Annotated in this window: 22 protein-coding genes; 3 read left to right on the top strand and 19 right to left on the bottom strand. The window is 35.0% G+C overall.

Translation table 11 applies throughout. The annotated features are described in order from the left end of the window. Positions 1 to 75 precede the first annotated feature (75 nt). The gene (gene racE / locus ABC228_RS00720) at positions 76 to 888 is read right to left on the bottom strand and encodes a glutamate racemase (RefSeq protein WP_345823173.1); all 813 of its coding nucleotides are present in this window, start codon (positions 886 to 888) and stop codon (positions 76 to 78) included. Between the two features lie 25 nt (positions 889 to 913). Continuing rightward, entirely contained in the window at positions 914 to 1,369 is a 456-nt protein-coding gene (locus tag ABC228_RS00715; protein WP_345823172.1) for a MarR family winged helix-turn-helix transcriptional regulator, read from the bottom strand. 231 nt (positions 1,370 to 1,600) lie between these two features. Here ABC228_RS00715 and ABC228_RS00710 point away from each other — a divergent pair, with 231 nt between their 5' ends. Next, on the top strand, positions 1,601 to 1,810 hold the full coding sequence (locus ABC228_RS00710) for a helix-turn-helix domain-containing protein (protein ID WP_345823171.1): 210 nt from the start codon (positions 1,601 to 1,603) through the stop codon (positions 1,808 to 1,810). Here ABC228_RS00710 and ABC228_RS00705 read toward each other — a convergent pair. Both ABC228_RS00705 and ABC228_RS00700 read right to left on the bottom strand, forming a co-directional pair. Continuing rightward, positions 1,786 to 3,306, bottom strand: coding sequence for a recombinase family protein (locus ABC228_RS00705; protein WP_345823170.1), 1,521 nt, complete (start codon positions 3,304 to 3,306; stop codon positions 1,786 to 1,788). The two genes, ABC228_RS00710 and ABC228_RS00705, sit on opposite strands and share 25 nt — an antisense overlap. A 112-nt stretch (positions 3,307 to 3,418) precedes the next feature. Beyond that, the gene (locus ABC228_RS00700; RefSeq protein WP_345823169.1) at positions 3,419 to 3,634 is read right to left on the bottom strand and encodes a hypothetical protein; all 216 of its coding nucleotides are present in this window, start codon (positions 3,632 to 3,634) and stop codon (positions 3,419 to 3,421) included. Between the two features lie 155 nt (positions 3,635 to 3,789). On the opposite strand from ABC228_RS00700, the gene ABC228_RS00695 reads away from it, so the two are divergent. Together ABC228_RS00695 and ABC228_RS00690 are read left to right on the top strand one after the other, a co-directional pair. After that, a complete protein-coding gene (locus ABC228_RS00695; protein ID WP_345823168.1) occupies positions 3,790 to 4,140 on the top strand; it encodes a YhjD family protein in 351 nt (116 codons plus the stop codon). A gap of 456 nt (positions 4,141 to 4,596) precedes the next feature. Continuing rightward, the gene (locus ABC228_RS00690) at positions 4,597 to 4,842 is read left to right on the top strand and encodes a helix-turn-helix domain-containing protein (RefSeq protein ID WP_345823167.1); all 246 of its coding nucleotides are present in this window, start codon (positions 4,597 to 4,599) and stop codon (positions 4,840 to 4,842) included. 85 nt (positions 4,843 to 4,927) lie between these two features. On the opposite strand, the gene ABC228_RS00685 is transcribed toward ABC228_RS00690, so the two are convergent. The 15 genes from ABC228_RS00685 to ABC228_RS00615 form a co-directional block, all read right to left on the bottom strand. Further along, positions 4,928 to 5,902 carry a glycoside hydrolase family 25 protein gene (locus tag ABC228_RS00685; protein WP_345823166.1) on the bottom strand — a complete coding sequence of 325 codons (975 nt, stop codon included), beginning with the start codon at positions 5,900 to 5,902 and terminating at the stop codon, positions 4,928 to 4,930. Continuing rightward, on the bottom strand, positions 5,902 to 6,189 hold the full coding sequence (locus tag ABC228_RS00680) for a phage holin (RefSeq protein WP_345823165.1): 288 nt from the start codon (positions 6,187 to 6,189) through the stop codon (positions 5,902 to 5,904). The genes ABC228_RS00685 and ABC228_RS00680 overlap by 1 nt, the downstream gene beginning before the upstream one ends. A 2-nt stretch (positions 6,190 to 6,191) precedes the next feature. Next, complete coding sequence (locus ABC228_RS00675; RefSeq protein ID WP_345823164.1) at positions 6,192 to 6,446, bottom strand: hypothetical protein; 255 nt, start codon at positions 6,444 to 6,446, stop codon at positions 6,192 to 6,194. A 102-nt stretch (positions 6,447 to 6,548) separates the two neighbouring features. Continuing rightward, complete coding sequence (locus ABC228_RS00670; RefSeq protein WP_345823163.1) at positions 6,549 to 7,109, bottom strand: CBO0543 family protein; 561 nt, start codon at positions 7,107 to 7,109, stop codon at positions 6,549 to 6,551. A gap of 98 nt (positions 7,110 to 7,207) precedes the next feature. Continuing rightward, positions 7,208 to 9,184: a phage tail protein gene (locus ABC228_RS00665; protein ID WP_345823162.1), complete on the bottom strand. Its 1,977-nt coding sequence runs from the start codon at positions 9,182 to 9,184 to the stop codon at positions 7,208 to 7,210. Between the two features lie 80 nt (positions 9,185 to 9,264). After that, complete coding sequence (locus tag ABC228_RS00660; protein ID WP_345823161.1) at positions 9,265 to 11,262, bottom strand: SGNH/GDSL hydrolase family protein; 1,998 nt, start codon at positions 11,260 to 11,262, stop codon at positions 9,265 to 9,267. 12 nt (positions 11,263 to 11,274) lie between these two features. Next, positions 11,275 to 12,090 carry a phage tail family protein gene (locus ABC228_RS00655; RefSeq protein ID WP_345823160.1) on the bottom strand — a complete coding sequence of 272 codons (816 nt, stop codon included), beginning with the start codon at positions 12,088 to 12,090 and terminating at the stop codon, positions 11,275 to 11,277. Beyond that, entirely contained in the window at positions 12,087 to 14,210 is a 2,124-nt protein-coding gene (locus ABC228_RS00650) for a hypothetical protein (protein WP_345823159.1), read from the bottom strand. Before ABC228_RS00650 ends, ABC228_RS00655 begins: the two co-directional genes overlap by 4 nt. A 218-nt stretch (positions 14,211 to 14,428) precedes the next feature. Beyond that, the gene (locus ABC228_RS00645; protein ID WP_345823158.1) at positions 14,429 to 14,779 is read right to left on the bottom strand and encodes a hypothetical protein; all 351 of its coding nucleotides are present in this window, start codon (positions 14,777 to 14,779) and stop codon (positions 14,429 to 14,431) included. A 12-nt stretch (positions 14,780 to 14,791) separates the two neighbouring features. Continuing rightward, positions 14,792 to 15,403, bottom strand: a complete 612-nt coding sequence (locus ABC228_RS00640) for a major tail protein (RefSeq protein WP_427902201.1) — start codon at positions 15,401 to 15,403, stop codon at positions 14,792 to 14,794. 1 nt (position 15,404) lies between these two features. Further along, positions 15,405 to 15,737 (bottom strand): hypothetical protein, encoded by a 333-nt coding sequence (locus ABC228_RS00635; protein ID WP_345823157.1) that lies wholly within the window; start codon positions 15,735 to 15,737, stop codon positions 15,405 to 15,407. Continuing rightward, entirely contained in the window at positions 15,734 to 16,102 is a 369-nt protein-coding gene (locus ABC228_RS00630; protein WP_345823156.1) for an HK97 gp10 family phage protein, read from the bottom strand. The genes ABC228_RS00635 and ABC228_RS00630 overlap by 4 nt, the downstream gene beginning before the upstream one ends. Continuing rightward, complete coding sequence (locus ABC228_RS00625) at positions 16,095 to 16,406, bottom strand: phage head closure protein (RefSeq protein WP_345823155.1); 312 nt, start codon at positions 16,404 to 16,406, stop codon at positions 16,095 to 16,097. Before ABC228_RS00625 ends, ABC228_RS00630 begins: the two co-directional genes overlap by 8 nt. 4 nt (positions 16,407 to 16,410) lie before the next feature. After that, complete coding sequence (locus ABC228_RS00620) at positions 16,411 to 16,692, bottom strand: hypothetical protein (RefSeq protein WP_345823154.1); 282 nt, start codon at positions 16,690 to 16,692, stop codon at positions 16,411 to 16,413. A 13-nt stretch (positions 16,693 to 16,705) separates the two neighbouring features. Further along, a complete protein-coding gene (locus tag ABC228_RS00615) occupies positions 16,706 to 17,989 on the bottom strand; it encodes a phage major capsid protein (protein ID WP_345823153.1) in 1,284 nt (427 codons plus the stop codon).

Genomic DNA, 17,989 nt, shown 5'->3' with positions numbered 1-17,989 from the left:
CCAAAATTTAGACCAGATGAAAAGAATTTTAAGTATAAAAAAAACCGAAATCCTGATGAATATCAGAATCTCGATTTATATAACGACCTTTTCAATCGACACGGACTTAAGATTATCGATTGAACTATTAAATATTCGATTTGTTAGAGAAGTAAATATTTCAACATCTCCAGTTGTATAAAACTGGTGGTTGCACTGTTCATTTTCTTCATTTAGCATCTGTTGTAGCTCTAATATAGTACTTGTTTCTCTAGCCGTTTCTTCACTAGATGAGATTAGCGTAACCTGCGATCCCACTACCTCCTGAATGACATCTTTTAATAATGGATAATGCGTGCATCCTAAGATTAACGTATCCATGTTACTAAACTGTTTTAGTGGAAGAAGTGTTTGAGCAATAATATCTAACGCATAATCACCAGAAAGAATTCCTTTCTCCACCATCGGAACAAAAGCTGGGCATGCAAGTGCATATACATCAATATCAGACTTGATGGTGTGAAGAGCATCTAAATAAGCATTACTACGAATCGTTCCTTCTGTACCAATAATCCCAACATGATTATTGGTTGTAAACTTAATCGCTGCTCTTGCTCCTGGTTGTATTACTCCAATCACAGGAATCGAAAGCTTCTCTTGAAGTTCAGCTAACGTGTACGCAGTTGCTGTGTTACACGCAACAACTAACAGCTTAATATTTTTCGTTAGTAAAAAATCAACCATTTCCCACGTAAATCTTCTAACTTCTTCAGCAGTTCTTGGTCCATAAGGACAACGCAATGTATCTCCAAGATACACAAGTCTTTCCTTAGGCAATTGCCTCATTAATTCATGTACAACAGTTAAGCCACCGACACCTGAGTCAATGACACCAATTGGTTTATTCAAAAATACCGCCTCTTCTATGGTGTTATTATTTTTCATTAACAGTTTTCATCTGATTATATAGTAAATCCAATAATTCAATTAACGTTGATGTTTGTTCTTCAGAAAAGGTTTCTAATACTTCCCCTAAATAATCTTGACGTTTTTTTATTACTTCCTTAATGATTCTTTTACCCTTTTCTAGAACATGAATACGAACGACTCGACGATCATTCGTATCACGAATTCTTTCAACAAGTCCGTTTTTCTCCATCCGATCAACTAAATCGGTTGTCGTGCTGAATGCTAACCCATTTTTAGCAGACAACTCTCCAATCGTAAGATCGCCTTCTTCTTGTAGCCATTGAAGCGCTATAAATTGTGGGTTTGTTATCGGATAGTTATTTAATATCTTTCTTCCATTTTGTTTTATTCCTCCCGATATATGTCGGAGTTTCTTTTCTAATTTTGCAATCGCATCTGAAGAGATGTGGTTTTTATCCAAGTTTTAACCTCCCGAACTTCCATAAGTATAGTCATATTTTATCATAAAAGCTCGAAAAACTTATCGTTTATTTAAAAAAAGAGACATTTTCATAGTGAAAAGGGTGTATATTAATATATTTTTTTCTATGGATAAATGTGCGCACCGTTTAATATCCATCACATAAGCTATTAGTGACTAAATAATTGCCCTCCATACTGCAGCTCTATGACAGCAAGGAGGGGTTAACATTTGAAGGACAACGACTACAAGCCGAAGCAATTATTAACTAAACGAGAGAAGGAAGTATTCGAGCTCTTAGTTCAAGACAAAACAACAAAAGAAATTGCCCAGGAATTGTTTATATCTGAAAAAACTGTCCGTAATCACATTTCAAATGCTATGCATACCATTAGCGAGCAAATCGCAAAAAAATATTATTTGTTTATATCAAAGTTATAATGAATGTCAATTTTGCCATCTATATGTATAGTGATATAATCAATGATTACTTGTAGTGCATGGAAAATGTCTTGGTCTTTTCTATCAATCTCATCAAACGCCTCTTTGACATTCTTCACCGTCTTATTACTAATTTCTTCCTTATTATATATAAACAATTTATCTTGGGCACTTTTAATCAACTTATCTAGTTCAGCGCGTTTTTCTTCAAATTCATTATTGTCAATTAACCTATTAAGACGTATATCTAGTAGTTCCTTACTTTTATTCTGGTATTCTTCAATGGACTTCTCTAACTTGAGAATCTGCTGCTTCTTGTGGGTGCCATAAACATTATTAAAATCAAATACCATTTCCTCGCCTTTTTCCTTTAATATGCCTACTAAAAACTCTCTAAAATCTTCATAGGTAATTGGTACATGATTTTGGCACATGCTAGTACCACCTCGTCTATATGCGCTACACTTTAAATATCTCCATCTTGTCTTAGTTCCATCTTTCTTTTTTCTCCATGATTGCATAATAACCATATTAGAACCACAGTTCCCACATTTCAATAACCCTCTAAATTCATTCCAAGGAGATATTTTCTTCTTTTTATTAATTACAGGTTTACTATTTGCCTTTTCCCAAACATCTCTAGAAACAATACCAGGATGATGGTCTTCGAAAATTGTCCATTTTTCTTCGGGGTTTCGAATTTGTTTTTTTCTTCCATCAACTTTTATTGTTGTATACTGATTTAAAATTAATATTCCACAAAATGTTGGATTTTTAATAATACGTTGAATAGTGGTTACTTGCCATTTCCCTTTACTTCTTGGGGGCAAGAATTCTCCACTTTCCAATCCTTCGTTTAACATATTAGTGATTGCTTTAAATCCATATCCTTCATTATACCAATTGTATATTTTTCTAATGATTTCAGCTTCATCTGCCTTAACAACTAATTTCTTGTCAATTCTTTCATAGCCATAAGGTACCTTTCCAATATGTTCCCCCCTGCGAACTTTAGCAGCTAATGCGGAACTAATTGATACAGAAATAGTTTTAGGTAGTTGTGCTGCAAACATAGAATACATTTCGAACTTCATATCATTTTTACCTTCAACTTGACTATCGTAGCCTTCTTCAATAGTAACTACCCTCACCCCATGCCCAAGTAATACTTCCTTGATTTCTAGCGCATCTTTAAGATCCCTTGCTAATCGGTGAATAGACTTAAAAGCTACCATTTTAATTTCTCTATTTCTTGCTTTTTCCAAAATTAATTGCATTGCTTCCCGTTCTATAAATAGAGTTCCTGATTTATCTTCATCAATTAGTACTGAATCATCCTCCCATTCGAAATTATTTTGTTCCAACCAATAACGACAAATATCAATTTGGTTGGGTACAGAGTCTTTTTGACTGTCTTTTCCGCTGGAAACACGAGCATATACGATATATTTATAATCATTGTACTTTGTTAGTTCTGACCGCTGCTGATTTAACATATTATCCCTCCGATTGTTTTTGGGTCATATGACTATATTATATAGTAATATGATATGTATTTGGTCATAAAAAAAGCAGAGATAATCTGCTTTTAGGATTAGCTATATTTACTTATGCACCCATTCTATTTTTAATTGGTCCCGCAGATAGAATATTTTTCATTTTAAAATTTCTTATCTTCTTGCGCCAGAAACAAAATGCTATAACAGTTTCCTCATCAAAACTAATAATGCGGATATAACGTTGAGTAATATTATTATTTCTATCAATATAAAAGATGACAATTTTTTCTTTGCTTTCAATTGATCGCGCCATTAATCCCTTCACGAAAAATACCACCTTTAAGAACACTTGTTTGCATTAATTATATACGAACACTTGTTTCTATTCAAGATATAAATTATAATTATTATATTTCAAATATACATAAGCTGCGATATTATAAATAGTCGTTGTTTAACCACTTAAGTGAGGTGTTATTATTGAGTCAAGAGATGTTATCCAAGTACATAGCAATGCCAATGGCTATAAAGGTATTTAAGCAAGATCTTGAGAACTTCAAAAAAGTTAAATTAGGAAATCTGTATCAAGATATGTTGGAATCCATTATCGAACGGATGCAAGAAGACTTTTATAAGTTGAAGGATGAATTACATTCGAGGTATCGTATAGATGTGAAACGGTTGAAAAATGGTAAATACACGATGAATAATGAGCTGTTAGAGTATTCCACAGAGGAATTAAAAGCATTCACCAGTCAATTAATGAGTGATTATTTATATGGCGATAAAGCTAGAGGGTTTGAACGTAAGGATAGAATATGGAAAGATTAAACCAACCAAAATAGGTTGGTTTTTTCATATAAAAAAGTAGAAAAAAATACCAAATATCTGTTGACTATAGTTAGTAGATGTTGTATAATAAAGATATAGAAAAGGAGGTGAAAAAATGGAGGATGTAAGAAATATAGTCCTCATCATTGCTGGAATAATCGCAAGTATCAAGGCACTACTTGATATATACGATAGAATAACCGGCAAGGATAAGGACTAAGACAATAGGGGAGAACAACTCCCCTTCCCAATAATATTATACCACATTCTCCATAAAATTATGAAAAGAATATCCACAACAGACTTTCTGGTGTTCATTATTTTAGCTGCTTATCTAGTTGAATTAGATTTTAGTAATATGAGTGTATTAAGTTGGATTGGTTTCTCGGTGTCAATTCTTTGGTTTTTAATATTCATCATAAAGCTTTTACTTCCAAATAAAAGGAGCAAATAATTATGAGATATACTTCAAAAACTAAAGATGATTTTATTGTTGCAGTACAAAATGAAGTAATGACAACATCAGAAGTTATTGAAGCTCTTGATATCACGCGACAAAGCTTATATTCACTTGTAAAAAGAGGTAAGTTAAATCCAATAAAAGAAGTAAGTAGAGATAAGTTGTTTTTACGTGAAGATGTTGAAGAAAGAAAACAAGCAGCTAAGTCTCTCCAAGAAAAATACCGACCATATGATAAGTAACATAAAAAAAGCCCAACTGTTTCCGCAGCTGGGCTTTTTTAAATAATTCGATTAATAGAATGAGATTTTTAAACTTTATACTTTCTTATTTCACTCGCAATTTTTGTCCTGGATAAATTGTATAGTTACTATCTAATTTATTCCATGACTTTATTTGTGACCATGCTGAACCATATTTATTAGCTAATGCTGAAACGGTATCACCACGTTCTACAGTATGATACTTCTTACTAGTTTTTGATGCGGATCCATTAGGCAATTTAATTTTTTGTCCTGGGTAAATTAGGTCTTTGTTTTTGATATTATTCAACTGAACTAACACAGCAACAGTTGTGCCATATTTATTGGCTATTTTAGTTAGGTTATCTCCAGCTTTTACTACATGAGACTTTACCTGATTTGAAACATGTTGTACTTTATCTTTCGGCTGTTCTTTTGGCTTTTCCTCTTTTTTAGGGTTGTAATGGCTTGGAAAATCACGATAGGCATAGTTCATGTCTACTCTTCCAGAAATACCATCTACACTCCCAGAACTTGTATACTGCCACATTTGGAAGCTACCTTTATACGTACACTTGTCCGACCATTGCGCAACCCACTTATCAAAACGATTTAATTTAGAGCTGTTTAATTTAGTATTCAACCAATGCAAACTAGCATATAGAGAAACATAATAACCAGAATTTTCTACAACATCTAAAAAAGCATGACACATATCAACTAATACAGCATTACTAGGCATTCCATGTTTCTTTTTATATTGATCGGCATCTTCCATATCAAAAGCAATTGGATAAGTGGGATTCTTACCCTTTAGCAACTTAAGTGCAAATACAGCTTCTTGTTTTGCTTGTTCAACATTTAGTGCATACGAATAAAGGTATGCGCCCCAAGGAATACCGACTCGTTCACATTCTTTTACATTACGTTCAAAGTATTCATCTTCATATGCTAATCCATAACCCATTCGAATCATAGCAAATTGAACACCATCAGCCTTCACTTTATCCCAGTTTATCCTTCCTTGGTGTTTGGATATATCAATCCCCTTGATGTTCATTACGCAACATCCTTTCTAGGTTTTATATACGTTAATGCATTTTTACTGTCTGACAGTCCTGATGTTGTAGGATCTGGGAGGATGTTGAATGCATTAAAAATTGTCAGTCCAATCAGGTATGGGTTAGAAATAAATTGAAGCAATATATCCCCGACTTTATTCCATGACGTAATATCTTCAAACTGTAAACCTAAATACCCCAATACAGGAACTAACAATGCAGCTGCAAATCTCAGCACAAATAATACATTGTTCTTTGAAAACCTTACTTTCCAGTTAATTTTCATAACTACTCACCTCCCTTCGAGAATAATGTTTTTATTTGTTCGTCATGCCTGGTTGTTTTTTCTTTAAGGTAATCAATTTCCTTTTCGTGAAGTTCTAGCTCTTTATCTGTACTAAGTTTGAACCCTTTCAAAGTGTCATTAAGTAAATTGATTGATTTCTGTAATGGTTCGATAACAATCTTTTTGAACAAAAAAATAGCGATTCCACCCAGAAATGAAATCACCGTAATTAGATAAGTTAGTTCTTGTAATGTCATGTTTACCTCCGAAATTTAGACATAAAAAAGACACTCCTTATAAATTGAGTGCCTTTTACACTGAAAATATTTAGTTTTTAAGTAATAGTATATAGCTTTACGCTACTTCTTCTGTATTTTCAAGAATATATTCGTCACTCCCTTCGAGACTAGGAAAAAGCCAATGTAAAACAAAAATAAATGAAGATAGTTTATCCCATCAAACATTCGAAAAAAATTAAAGTAGACTAGAATAGGTTTAAAAACAAACGCCAATATCCCTGATAATAGAGTGGAATAGAAATAGAAGCTTTTCTTATGATTAAGTGTCCATTGATAAACCAACATATAACAAACAGGTACTAGAGATGCATCTAATGCAAAACTAGGTAATATAGGTAATAATTCAAAGGGATATTCCCATAAACCCATTTTAATACCTGCAGAATTAGTATAAGCAAACCAAACATGGTAATTCAATCCGTAAAAAGCCAATAATAATGTATCTTTAGTATCAATTTTAATTAGCAATATTACTAACGGAACAATTACCATCAATACAATAATCCAGAACTGAAGGTCGTTAATGCTTGAATATTCTTTCCAATAATCAAGTCCTAATTCGTAAGTCCTCCTGGCTTGTTCTCTTATTTCTGCAAGCAAAACCTCTTGATTTTGATCCATAATAAGCACTTCCCTTAACTATTTACCCCTTATTTTCTCTAGAACACATTAATATATTCAATTCTATTAGCACCTTCTTAACCATAAAAAAACACGCCTTATTTGGCGTTTTCTATTGCTACGATTCTATTGGTTAATTCACTTACTAAAGTTTTTAACTCTGCTATTTTAGATTTCAATTGCTCATTTTCTACTTTTCTTTGTTCATTCTCGGTTATTAAATCTTTAATCCCTTTAATAGATAAGCTGTTCATGGAATATTGCGCAATAGCACTGCCACTATCCGATAAAACGTGTCCTGGCGTATTAAATTTTTGGCCTAATACAAACCCATACTTCCAATGGTCAATACCTTTTTCAACATCTGCCCTTAACCGATATTTGCATAAGTCTGCATTTTTTATCACTTCTAAAATGTTTTCTTCCCATTTCTCAATATCTTGTTTAATGTCTTCAGTTGAATTAGTAATAAAATCATTTGCATACATATTGTCATTCGTAGATATTTCTCCAGTACTGAATATTTTTGTTACCCAGTCCGAATAATTAGGACCAATAGCAAAAGTAAAATTTCCTAAATAACGATTAATTGAGTCTTCTGTTTCACCAGCAAAAAACTGAAAACCCTGTGGTGAAATTAGTAATCTACCATAACCATTACTATATTTCGTTTTGATTTCAAATGTACCACTGTTCAAAGTTGTTTGGTCATCACCTGATTTTGATACCAATGTTCCATCTACAATTCTTATTACATCGCTAGAAGAACCTATGGTATTAAATTCTGAACCATTGATTTCAACACCTTGAATAACAATACCTCGTAGAATACCTGCAGTTATGACATCAGCTACTACACCTTCACCCGTCATAGCAGTATTAAAAGTTTGACCACCATCTTCACTAATACCAATACCAGCAGAATTAAATAAAACGATCTTGTTAGGATCGTTTTTGTCTCGAGCAATTATTCCATTGTCAAAGATTAGTTCTGTTTGAGCACTTTGCAATGCTTCTGTTGCAATTCTGACAGCTTCATCGAGGACATCATACTTAATCATGCCATCATCGTTAGTTATCTTGCGTAGTTGCTTCTGAACGTTATTAAACATCGTTCCAGCAAAGGTCTTTTTATAATTTGCAAGGGTGACAGTTGTTTTAATAGGTTTTAAGTTAGCATCGAACTTCTCATTGATTTCGAGGATACGTGTTTCAATTAGTAAATCATTCATAGGTTCATAGATGACAAATACGCTATCTCCTTCATTCGGCACTGTATAAGGGTATCCTGCAGCACGTAAATCAGCAAAGTCAATTATAATGGAAAACTCCGGTGTATCATTTAAACTCTTCTTCATTGCTTCAAGTCTTGTTGATTTGGATTTAAAACGTTCATCTGTAAATAATGGCGCTTCAATTTCACCAAATATATCAGCGTTAGGACTTCGGTAGGTTAATTCAGTTCCATCTTTCCACTTACCATGAATGATAGTTGTTAGATTGGTAGTGTCCACGCTTCTTTCGATTGTTTTGATATTATGGCCATAACGGAATTGGAAGTCTGTGTCATTGCCAATACGTTTCTTAAACCTAACTTGAGTACCTACAAGTTCTAATTCAGCTTCAAAACGCTCTAATCCCTTTGCAAGAAGCGCAAGCCTAGTATCATTCCCAAGATTCTCAAATTCCTCTGCACCGAATGCATCCTCTGCTAAAAAAGAATAGCCGGTACCATCAAAGACAAGGTTCATATAGTTATTAAAGGTAATCGATCCGTTGTGAATTTTTGATTGCTGCTTATTAATTAGGTCGACATAGAATTTATGCACTGCATCAATACGCTTTATAGTTCTTTTACCAACAGACCTCTCTGACATCTTCTTAATAATATATTCTTCGTCGTCATGAATAACTGTCGATTCCTCTTCAACCATCGGATAAGAATACTCATTATTACCAGACGGAATGACAGTCATGGATACAGTTTTTTCACCATTCACTTTTCGAACCCTTGTAAATTCATTAAAGTCTGTTAATGCCTCTTCATTTTGCAGCAAATCTTTAACGATTATCAAGATTTCACCTCTTTCGACTTAATCTAAAATAGACACCCTAACAAGAGTGTCTATTACCGCACTGTTAACTCCATTTACCATTAAATCTTATAACTAAATTCTCCAATTAAGGTAGATGTAGGTGTTGCGCCTGTAGCTATTGCACCTGTAGCCCCCACAGCAACACGGATAGGCTTGTTACTATCATTCAGCCAAAAATGTTTAACAATTCCATCTGCTACGTTACTTGGTAATTGAGCAAATGTCACACCTACTTGAACCCCTGTTAAATTCAATCTCACCGTAACTTCGTTTAGATTACCTCTTCTTTCAATCCTATATACATTTTCTAAAGAGGCACTCCCTTGTTTGACAGCACCATTTTGCACGGTAAAAGGAACCCAACCTGTATCTGTTCTTGATCGCATTAACATCATTGTATTTGCTGACACTAAATCGAATCCATGAAACTCACAATATTTCATGGATACTTTTATTGTGTAGTATCCCTTTGTAGGGAAAATCAAGTATTTTGCATTTGCTGGTGATTTATAGAAGTTTTGAGTTACATTCGGCAAGGCAAACCCATTAGGAAAATTTGCATTTGTTAGATTTAATCGTGAAGTTGGGTATCCTCTGGTAACATCGGTATAATACATTAAAGAGTTATTGTAGTTTATTGGCATGCTATTATTGTTAATTGATACCTCTAATTTTTCAGTCCCATCGATTGCAGTAAATTTAAATGACGGGATTATCGCAAGGTTATCTTCTTCAACATAGACACCATAATAAAACACCAACTCCGTGTCAGCAGTTTGAACCCCTAATCCTCTACCTACATTTGTTTCTCCTGGAGTAGGATATCTTACCTGATCGTCAAGATAATAGTAATTACCTTGAAATTTAATACCGTCAACAGCAGGTCTTACACCTAGAAAACCACCATTCTTTAATGGGTTTATAGTTGTCGGAGCTTGAAAACCAATCATAGCTGCAATTTTTTGGGAAACCATTTGATAACCAACGTCATTGTAGTGTATCTTTGGTACTCCCTCTCCGTCTTTATAAGCTGATGCATCTAGGTTTCTTGTCTCAGCGAATAAATCTAAAACTGGCGCATTATATTTTCTGCCTAAGCCCTTTATTACTTCATTGTAATCTTGCAGTGAGCCATTGGATGGTTTAACCATCCAATCCTTTGAACCCCATTGAGGTGCAGTTACAAGAACTAAGCTCGTACCATTATTCAGTTCTCTTTTCATAATGTTCTCGTAGTGATACGTAAATTCTTCCATTGATCTTACATGATCGTAATCGTTAGTACCTAAAAATAAGATAGTTATATCTGCACCGCTTGGTGTTGGCCATCTTTCATCGCTCATTTTTGTGTTGTCTCCACCAACACCACGATTTATGATATTTATTGTTTGACCTGAACGGGAGATTTGATTTAGATATTCTTTTAATCTAGTTGGCCAATCTCCACCTTCACTAGCTCCATTTCCAGCAGTTAATGAGTTTCCCCAACAACAAATGGTTAATTGATTTCCCAACGTGGATGTTGGGGAGGTATTCATTTTCTTAAAAACTACACTAGAAGATTCTATATTATTCGTTTCCTGTGCCAACTGTGTGGTAACTTCTTCATGTTCTGTGTCTAGCCGGTCTTTTACGGAAGGGTAAACAAAACCATTTTCATCAATCTTAGCTTGGTCTAACTGTTCGGTAAGTCGTGTATCTACTTCATTAATAACAGTAGGATCTATTTGTTGTATTGCCTTCCACTCAGTTCCAGTATAACGCCAAACGGTACCTGCGCGTCTTTCATCATCTGGTCCAGTTGGATAATCAGAAGAATCTTTCCTCGCCATAACCGCCCAACCTTCTTCTGGATTAGGATAGGTTGGTGTGATATCTTCGTATGTGTCTACAGGATTTTGCCAATTTAACTTCGCTGCATTCACCACTTCGTTAAATGCTTTAATGGAGACTGTTTCAACTACATTGTTATACCCTTGTTCAATTGCCTCCCAATTTTCATTTTGTTTATTTCGTTCATCCCTATTGAATGGTGTATCTGTGCGATGTAGCTGCATATCACCAACCTCCTATACATAGTAAAATCGAAAGTCAAAAGAAATACGCTCGACCGATGCCCCTATAATTTCAAAATCATTAGGACCAGGTGCGAGCGTTATTAATTTCTTATTTGTATCTCGGAACACAGAAAGACTGTTCTTGGTACTTCTTAGTTTGTCTATTACTAAAGTATCGCCTGCTTGTAGAACACCGTTATACCGGTAAGTTTCACCTGTAGTTAGGTTTATTAACTCCACGTATTCAGTTGCGCTCCCTTTAATTGTAATCTTTAATTCCATGTATCGTGGATCTACAATCTCAGTGCCGGCATTATAAATTTTGAATTTGTTAGTTGTGTGCTCATATGAATAATCATCATAAGGAATTCCCATTCCCCATTGCCACATATTGGCATCCCATTCAAATGGAGTTAAAGAAGTTTCGACTGATTCCGACAACCCTTTCCTAGCTGTTAAAGGAACTTCTATAGAACTAGTATTAATATTTATTCTATCCAACTCCCATTGAGCTTCGCATTCAACTAGCCATCTTTTACCTGGTTGATCAACTTCACCAACATAGAACTTATCTCTAAATAAATTGAACAGTTCATCTCTCAATAATAGAACATCTGCATAATCCGATGCTTCAACAATGAAGATAGCAGTTAATGGACGTGGATTTAATTGTTTACCAAGAACTATACTACCCGGTCGTCCTTCAACACTTTCTTCTGTGGTTGTATAAGATGGAGAAGGCACAATCAAACGTCTTCCAATTAGTCCATATTTAGATAAGTTAATTTTTACGCCATTTATATCCCATAAATGAATTAAATTTCTCATACTGGTTCACCCTTTAGGTATGCATTCATGCTAATCTGTGACGAGAAACCTTGGTCCATCATATCAAAAATAATTTCTCCAACTAATTGATCGTTTAAGTAAACTGGTGCAGGCTGTATAGTAATTTGTTGTTTCCTCTGTAGTTGCTGTGCTGATAAATCAGTACTTATACTAGAAGTATCAATACCCTCAATTGGAATACTTGAAATTGTAGGGATAGCTGAATCAGCCATATCCTGTCCTGCCTTTGCAACTTTATTTGTCATCGATTCAATACCATTTATAAACCCTTGGTCCACAAAAACACCAAATTGTTTAAATACCTTAGAAGGTGAAGCAATTCCAAGCAATTTTTTAGCTCCTTCAATCGCTCCTCCAACGACACCCTTCACTCCATCAATTACGCCTTTTGCCATACTTTTTATTCCATTTATCAAGCCTCTGATGATGTCTTTACCAATCTGCAAGAGATCTATTCCTTTGAAAAAATCCATTACATTGTTCCAGATGTTCGCAATTGTATTTTTTATATTCGACATCTGATTTCCTATTGCATCTTTCATTCCCTTAAAATCAAGCGTGACAAGAGACTTTAAAAAATCTAGACCATTTTTAAATGTGTTCTTAAAGAACTCAATTACATTCCCTACAATTTTCTTACCCATTTCTAGATATTTACGAATTGCATCAGTCACCGATTTGAATTTTCCATTAGTCTTTTCATCGATCCAATCTAAAGCATTCGAGAAAACAGACATAATGGAATTAAACAATTCAGAGAAAAATGTAAGTATTGAATTCCAAATTTCAAAAGCTTTGGCTTTTATCTCATCCCAGTTCCTCCAAAGAAATACACCTGCAGCAATAAGCGCCCCGATTGCAGCTACAACCAGACCAATTGGACTAGTCAAGCCTGCTATTATAGGACCGAGGATAGCAAACACCGCACTCAATCCAGTAATCACACCAATTACTATAGCAACTGTTTTTGCTAACTTAGGATTTTCTTTTGTCCAATCAATCACCTTTGTCAAAAAATCTGTAAGACTAGTGATTAAAGGTGTAAATAGAATTGCTAAATCACTTAATGAATTCATTAATTCCTGATTCGCTTCTGCGTTGTCTGCAATTTCTGGATTTAGCTCTCTGTATTTTTCTGCTATGCCTGCAAATCCATTTTCACTTAATGTTTGGAGGATAAAATCTAATCCAGTTCCTTCTGATTTCGCCTCTTGTAATTTCGAATTAAACGTATCAATATCAACGCTGCTTCTTTCTAACAACTCAAGAAATGGACCAGTAGCTTCACCAACTGCAAATGACTCTTGGATACCATCTGCAATACCCTCTGTTTTTAATGTGTCACTAAATTGAATGTATGCACCGTTTAACTGGTTTACATAGTCCAATAACTGAGTATCTTTCACTCCTGTTGCAAGTAAATTCGCTATAGTTTCTCCTGCTGCATCTGCTTCTCCTGTAACAGTTACTAAGTTATTAAATGCTTGTTCAACAATCGATAGGTCAGCGTTTGTATTTGATGCATTAGTTCTTAATCTAGCTAGTACCTTGTTATAGTCTGATGTACCAGCTACAAGACCACCTAAAGCAGCCGCTCCACCAGCACTAGCTGCGCCTAACCCTGAAAATGAATCTTTTGCTTCTTTTCCAAAGTCTCTCGCTCTTTTACTTGCACGCTTAAATGCATCTCCAACTTGATTAACCTTGTTAACAGCTTGCTTACTATTAATCTGGTCAAACGTATTTTTAGCTTGTTTTTTAAAGTTGTCTAAGCGTCCTTCTGTTGCTATTATTTCACGTTGAAAAGCTCTGAATTGATCTTCGCCTATCTCTCCGCTTTTAAACTGTTGTTCTACTTGTTTTTGTGCATTCTTTAACCGATTTAATCTGTCAGATGTGTTTTCTATTTGATCATTTAAAAGCTTTTGTTTTTGTTCTAGCAATTCTACATTATCCGGATTAAACTTTAACAGTCTATCTACGGATCTCAATTCACCTTGTAGGTCTCTTGAACGCTTATTAACATCAGAAAGTGCTTTTTCAAGTGGCTTCGTATTTCCATCTAACTCAATGGTTATTCCTTTTATACCTTTAGCCATTGCCTCACCACCTTATTAGAATCTGTCAAAGTCTGACTGATTCGCATCTCTGACTTGATTAGTACCATTAGGATTTCGTTGACGACTGTATTCCTCTATAAAATCAAGGCACATTCCGATTGTCATATCTTCCATATCATGACGATCAAGACCAGCAGCCTTACAAAAAACGAAAAAAGAATCGGTAGTGAGTGGGTCACCTTCCGATTCTTTATTTTTTATTTTTTTTTAGTTCCTAAATTCTTTAATAACAGATCTTGAACTTGAGGGAAAATTTCCATTAACGGAAATTCATCAAATCCATCTAGCCATTCCATTGGTTCAGGAATACTTTTGTCTGCTGTTTTAGCCATTGTCCAAAGGATGTTGTAAAACACATCAAAATCAATGTGCTTTAGTGATTCTAACGGTAGATTATCTGTATCCTTTTTACTAATGTTAGCTAACGGAGCCATTTTAAGTATGTCACCAAAAAAGTCTCGTCCAAACTGCGCTTTATATCGTAATGGTGCCGCTGCAGTTGATTTAAATCGAATGTCTTTTCCATCTATTGTGATTGTTTTTTCCATTAGTTCACCTCATTAAACTGCCGGAGCTGTTTTTTCGAACACAGTTGAATACCAAGAATCGTAAACCGCTGCAGGGGTTGTTACAGTTGTTTTTCTCTTAACCACGTAATCTGTGTCACGTGGGCTAGAAACAAATGTTAATTCTGTTGGTGTTGGTTCAACAGAATTCGTTTTTGTAGCACTAGATACAGTAGGTCTGTTTGCAGTGCAATTGTATAATACGTGACGAGTTGCCTTAACATCTCCATCGAATTCGAATAAGAAAGCAAACGGTTTACCTTTTGCTGTTGTCTTTTCAGTTAAAACCATATCAGTTTCGTCTTTTTCTTCACCTAGAGCATCAATTTCGAATTGTTCAGGAAGATTTGCGATAGATAATGTTCCGTCATATCCCTGATTATTCGGAGCAGAATAATACAACATATCATCTGCATAAAATTCAACCATGTCACCTCGTGGCTCTAGACTAATTTCTACAGCTCCTGGTATTGGTATAGGTGTATCATAAGTAATAGCACCAGTAGTTGGGTCTTTAGAAAATGTCGCAAAGTGGACATTTTTTAATCCAAATTTTACCTTGTTTCCAAAGAATTGCAGATCTAATGGAATAAGCATTTTTTCCATTTTATATCACTCCAATTTCATATATTTTTTGAAATAGCTTTTCGGATTCTATCCATTCTGTAGGTGTTGTTTCATACGGAATGTCATTGGAGTCTAGTAAATTTTCAATTTTACTCTCCGCTTCTAGATCCTTTTTGTTAGTATAAAGTTCAATATTTACATTTCTTACTTGTTTATAAGTCTTGTTATCCGCATAAAAATTATTAGAGTCTAATTCGAGATACGTTATAAAAGGTGGACTAGGTGGTGATAATGATTCAGTATTTCTAAAATGAGAATAAGCCACTGGTAATCCAGTGGCTTTTAGTAGTTGGTTTAATTCAATCAAGGTCATCCTTTAATCACCTTCTCAACTTTCTTCACATACTTTTCAATTGCTTGTTTTTCAGCAGGTTTAATGTGAGGATTTCCTGGTACTCTTCCCCCACCTCTTTTAGCATGTCCTTTTTCTAAAAGGTGAGTTAATGAAGGTTTATTCCGATTATAGATTACCTGGGCTGTACTGACTTTTTTTCTAGCCCAACCTTTTCCATACTTCTTCGTTGATTTTCTGTTGCTTTTAGGGCTATCCCTTTTTAGTATCTTAACTGTCTCATTAGCTACCTCTAACTTAGATTGTTCCAGTCCTTCACTTACCTCAGATGTATAATCTTTTAATGCCTTTGTTATTTCATCAGCTATATTAGAACTATTAGCCATCACCTATCACCTTTTCGCATATTAATTCAATTTCTTTTGAATTAATGACATAAGATCTAATAACCTTGTATTCCTTATTCTGAAATATGATAGATTCATCACCTTCATATTCAAATCGAAACATATTGAATACAATTTCAGGCTTTAATCCTGTATTACCTGCAGAATAAAATTCATTTCTTGTAACTGATTTTTCCTTGGCCAGAACTTTTCTTTTCAGTGGCTCTCCAACAGGTATTGGATTTCCAATGTTATCCTCTCCATATTCCTGTTTAATTAGAGTAATTTGCTTATCGAATCGCATTTGATCACCCTGCCGCCAATTGTGTAAGTAATGTATTAAAAACAGGGGAAAACTTAACTTCCCCTGAATTTAAATTCCATAGATCAGTCACTCCGAGAACAATAACACCTGTCGATAAATCATTCTCTGCGATAGTTTCATCGTTCACGCCAGAGCCTTTCATGTAAGCAACTATAATCAAAATCTTCTGCTTTACTACTCCATCGATTGCCTCATTAGGTTCTATGGAAATTCCTAATCCCTTTTTACACTCAATAATTAAGTTATTAAGCTGTTCGGTAGTCAATTAGACCACCACCTTATACTGCAGGGTCTGCAGCCTTCTTGATAAGTACTACCCCGTTGCGATCAGAAAGTTTACCATCAGCAATTAAAGTAGACTTGCTAATCCATTCGTCTGTGTCCTCGTTAAAATAGCGCTTGAATGTCATTTGCATATTGCTATTTAGCATGTAATCAGGTAACTTAACAAGAATTGCCACAACTTCACCAGCTGCTGCATCATCAATAGATGGCAGGGAATCTTCTAGTGGCAGAACCTCTTTACCGATGAATCGCTCTGTTTGGGTTCCGTCCAATCCGTAGTTCACACGTGCAACAGGCTGTCCATTTGTATCTACCATTCCTAGTAAATACTTATTCCAGTCGGCATCTGCAGTGATCAAAACCGCACCGCTGCGATATTTACGAGGGACTTTCCCGTATAGCTCAGTCCACTTCTGATACTTGCCAAAATCAGCAACAGAAACTTCAACAATTTGGTTTGCAGGTACATTGGTGTCTTTGGTAATACCCAATGGTTGACCTACGCCAGTACCATTAATCACAGCTTCCTCAATTGCAACGATCATAGCTTCATAGATATTGTCTGATACAGTATCCTCAAATACTGGCATTGCCACCGTACCTGCAACTAATTCAACCGCTACACGACATTGCAATTTGTGGTAAGAAAATGAGATATTACCCGTTACCGATTTCTTCTGTTTATCGGACATGGTTCCTGCAGATACCCAAGTTGCTGTTGGTTTGGCACTAGAAATTGGTATTTCTACTCCGCCCTGCATAGAAGTTTTTGTAATACGAGAATAAATACGGCCATAATCCTTTAATTTCTCAACAATTTTATTTAAAATCGTTGTTGGAATGACAGCTCCTACATCACCAGTTCCTGTTGTAGCATCAGCTCGGAATTCTAGCGTATCGGACTTCTTACCATTTGTAACATAATCCATAAATGCAGAACGATATTCAGGAGTATCATACGGATCTGCTGAACGTTGTTCAGTTGGATTAGATTGATTTTGATTTAAACCGTATGTTCCCAGAACATTAACCTGTCCTTGTGGGGTATTTCGCTGTTCTGGTGTTTGCTGATTGCGTTCTTCCCCAGCACCTATTCCTTCTTCGTCTGGTAAATTATCGACCATGCTTCGCAGTTCAGCGATTTCTGCATTAAGAGTTTCTAGTTCAGCGTTAATGCTTCTTAATTCTTCTACAGATTCTGTTGACTGAGATTTTTTCCCTAATTCCTTTTTACGTGCTTCTTTCTTTTGTAGCATTTCTTGTAGTTTCTTTTTCAT

This window comes from Ornithinibacillus xuwenensis (genome assembly GCF_039614845.1).
Lineage (GTDB): Bacteria > Bacillota > Bacilli > Bacillales > Amphibacillaceae > Ornithinibacillus > Ornithinibacillus xuwenensis.
This window is presented reverse-complemented; position numbering and strand designations above follow the sequence as displayed.

Coding starts and splice junctions, on each gene's coding strand:
- ABC228_RS00705 (WP_345823170.1), bottom strand. CDS start 3,306: ATGTTAAATCAGCAGCGGTCAGAACTAACAAAGTACAATGATTATAAA.
- ABC228_RS00690 (WP_345823167.1), top strand. CDS start 4,597: ATGAGATATACTTCAAAAACTAAAGATGATTTTATTGTTGCAGTACAA.
- ABC228_RS00685 (WP_345823166.1), bottom strand. CDS start 5,902: ATGAACATCAAGGGGATTGATATATCCAAACACCAAGGAAGGATAAAC.
- ABC228_RS00680 (WP_345823165.1), bottom strand. CDS start 6,189: ATGAAAATTAACTGGAAAGTAAGGTTTTCAAAGAACAATGTATTATTT.
- ABC228_RS00675 (WP_345823164.1), bottom strand. CDS start 6,446: ATGACATTACAAGAACTAACTTATCTAATTACGGTGATTTCATTTCTG.
- ABC228_RS00670 (WP_345823163.1), bottom strand. CDS start 7,109: ATGGATCAAAATCAAGAGGTTTTGCTTGCAGAAATAAGAGAACAAGCC.
- ABC228_RS00660 (WP_345823161.1), bottom strand. CDS start 11,262: ATGCAGCTACATCGCACAGATACACCATTCAATAGGGATGAACGAAAT.
- ABC228_RS00655 (WP_345823160.1), bottom strand. CDS start 12,090: ATGAGAAATTTAATTCATTTATGGGATATAAATGGCGTAAAAATTAAC.
- ABC228_RS00650 (WP_345823159.1), bottom strand. CDS start 14,210: ATGGCTAAAGGTATAAAAGGAATAACCATTGAGTTAGATGGAAATACG.
- ABC228_RS00645 (WP_345823158.1), bottom strand. CDS start 14,779: ATGGAAAAAACAATCACAATAGATGGAAAAGACATTCGATTTAAATCA.
- ABC228_RS00640 (WP_427902201.1), bottom strand. CDS start 15,403: ATGGAAAAAATGCTTATTCCATTAGATCTGCAATTCTTTGGAAACAAG.
- ABC228_RS00635 (WP_345823157.1), bottom strand. CDS start 15,737: ATGACCTTGATTGAATTAAACCAACTACTAAAAGCCACTGGATTACCA.
- ABC228_RS00630 (WP_345823156.1), bottom strand. CDS start 16,102: ATGGCTAATAGTTCTAATATAGCTGATGAAATAACAAAGGCATTAAAA.
- ABC228_RS00625 (WP_345823155.1), bottom strand. CDS start 16,406: ATGCGATTCGATAAGCAAATTACTCTAATTAAACAGGAATATGGAGAG.
- ABC228_RS00615 (WP_345823153.1), bottom strand. CDS start 17,989: ATGAAAAAGAAACTACAAGAAATGCTACAAAAGAAAGAAGCACGTAAA.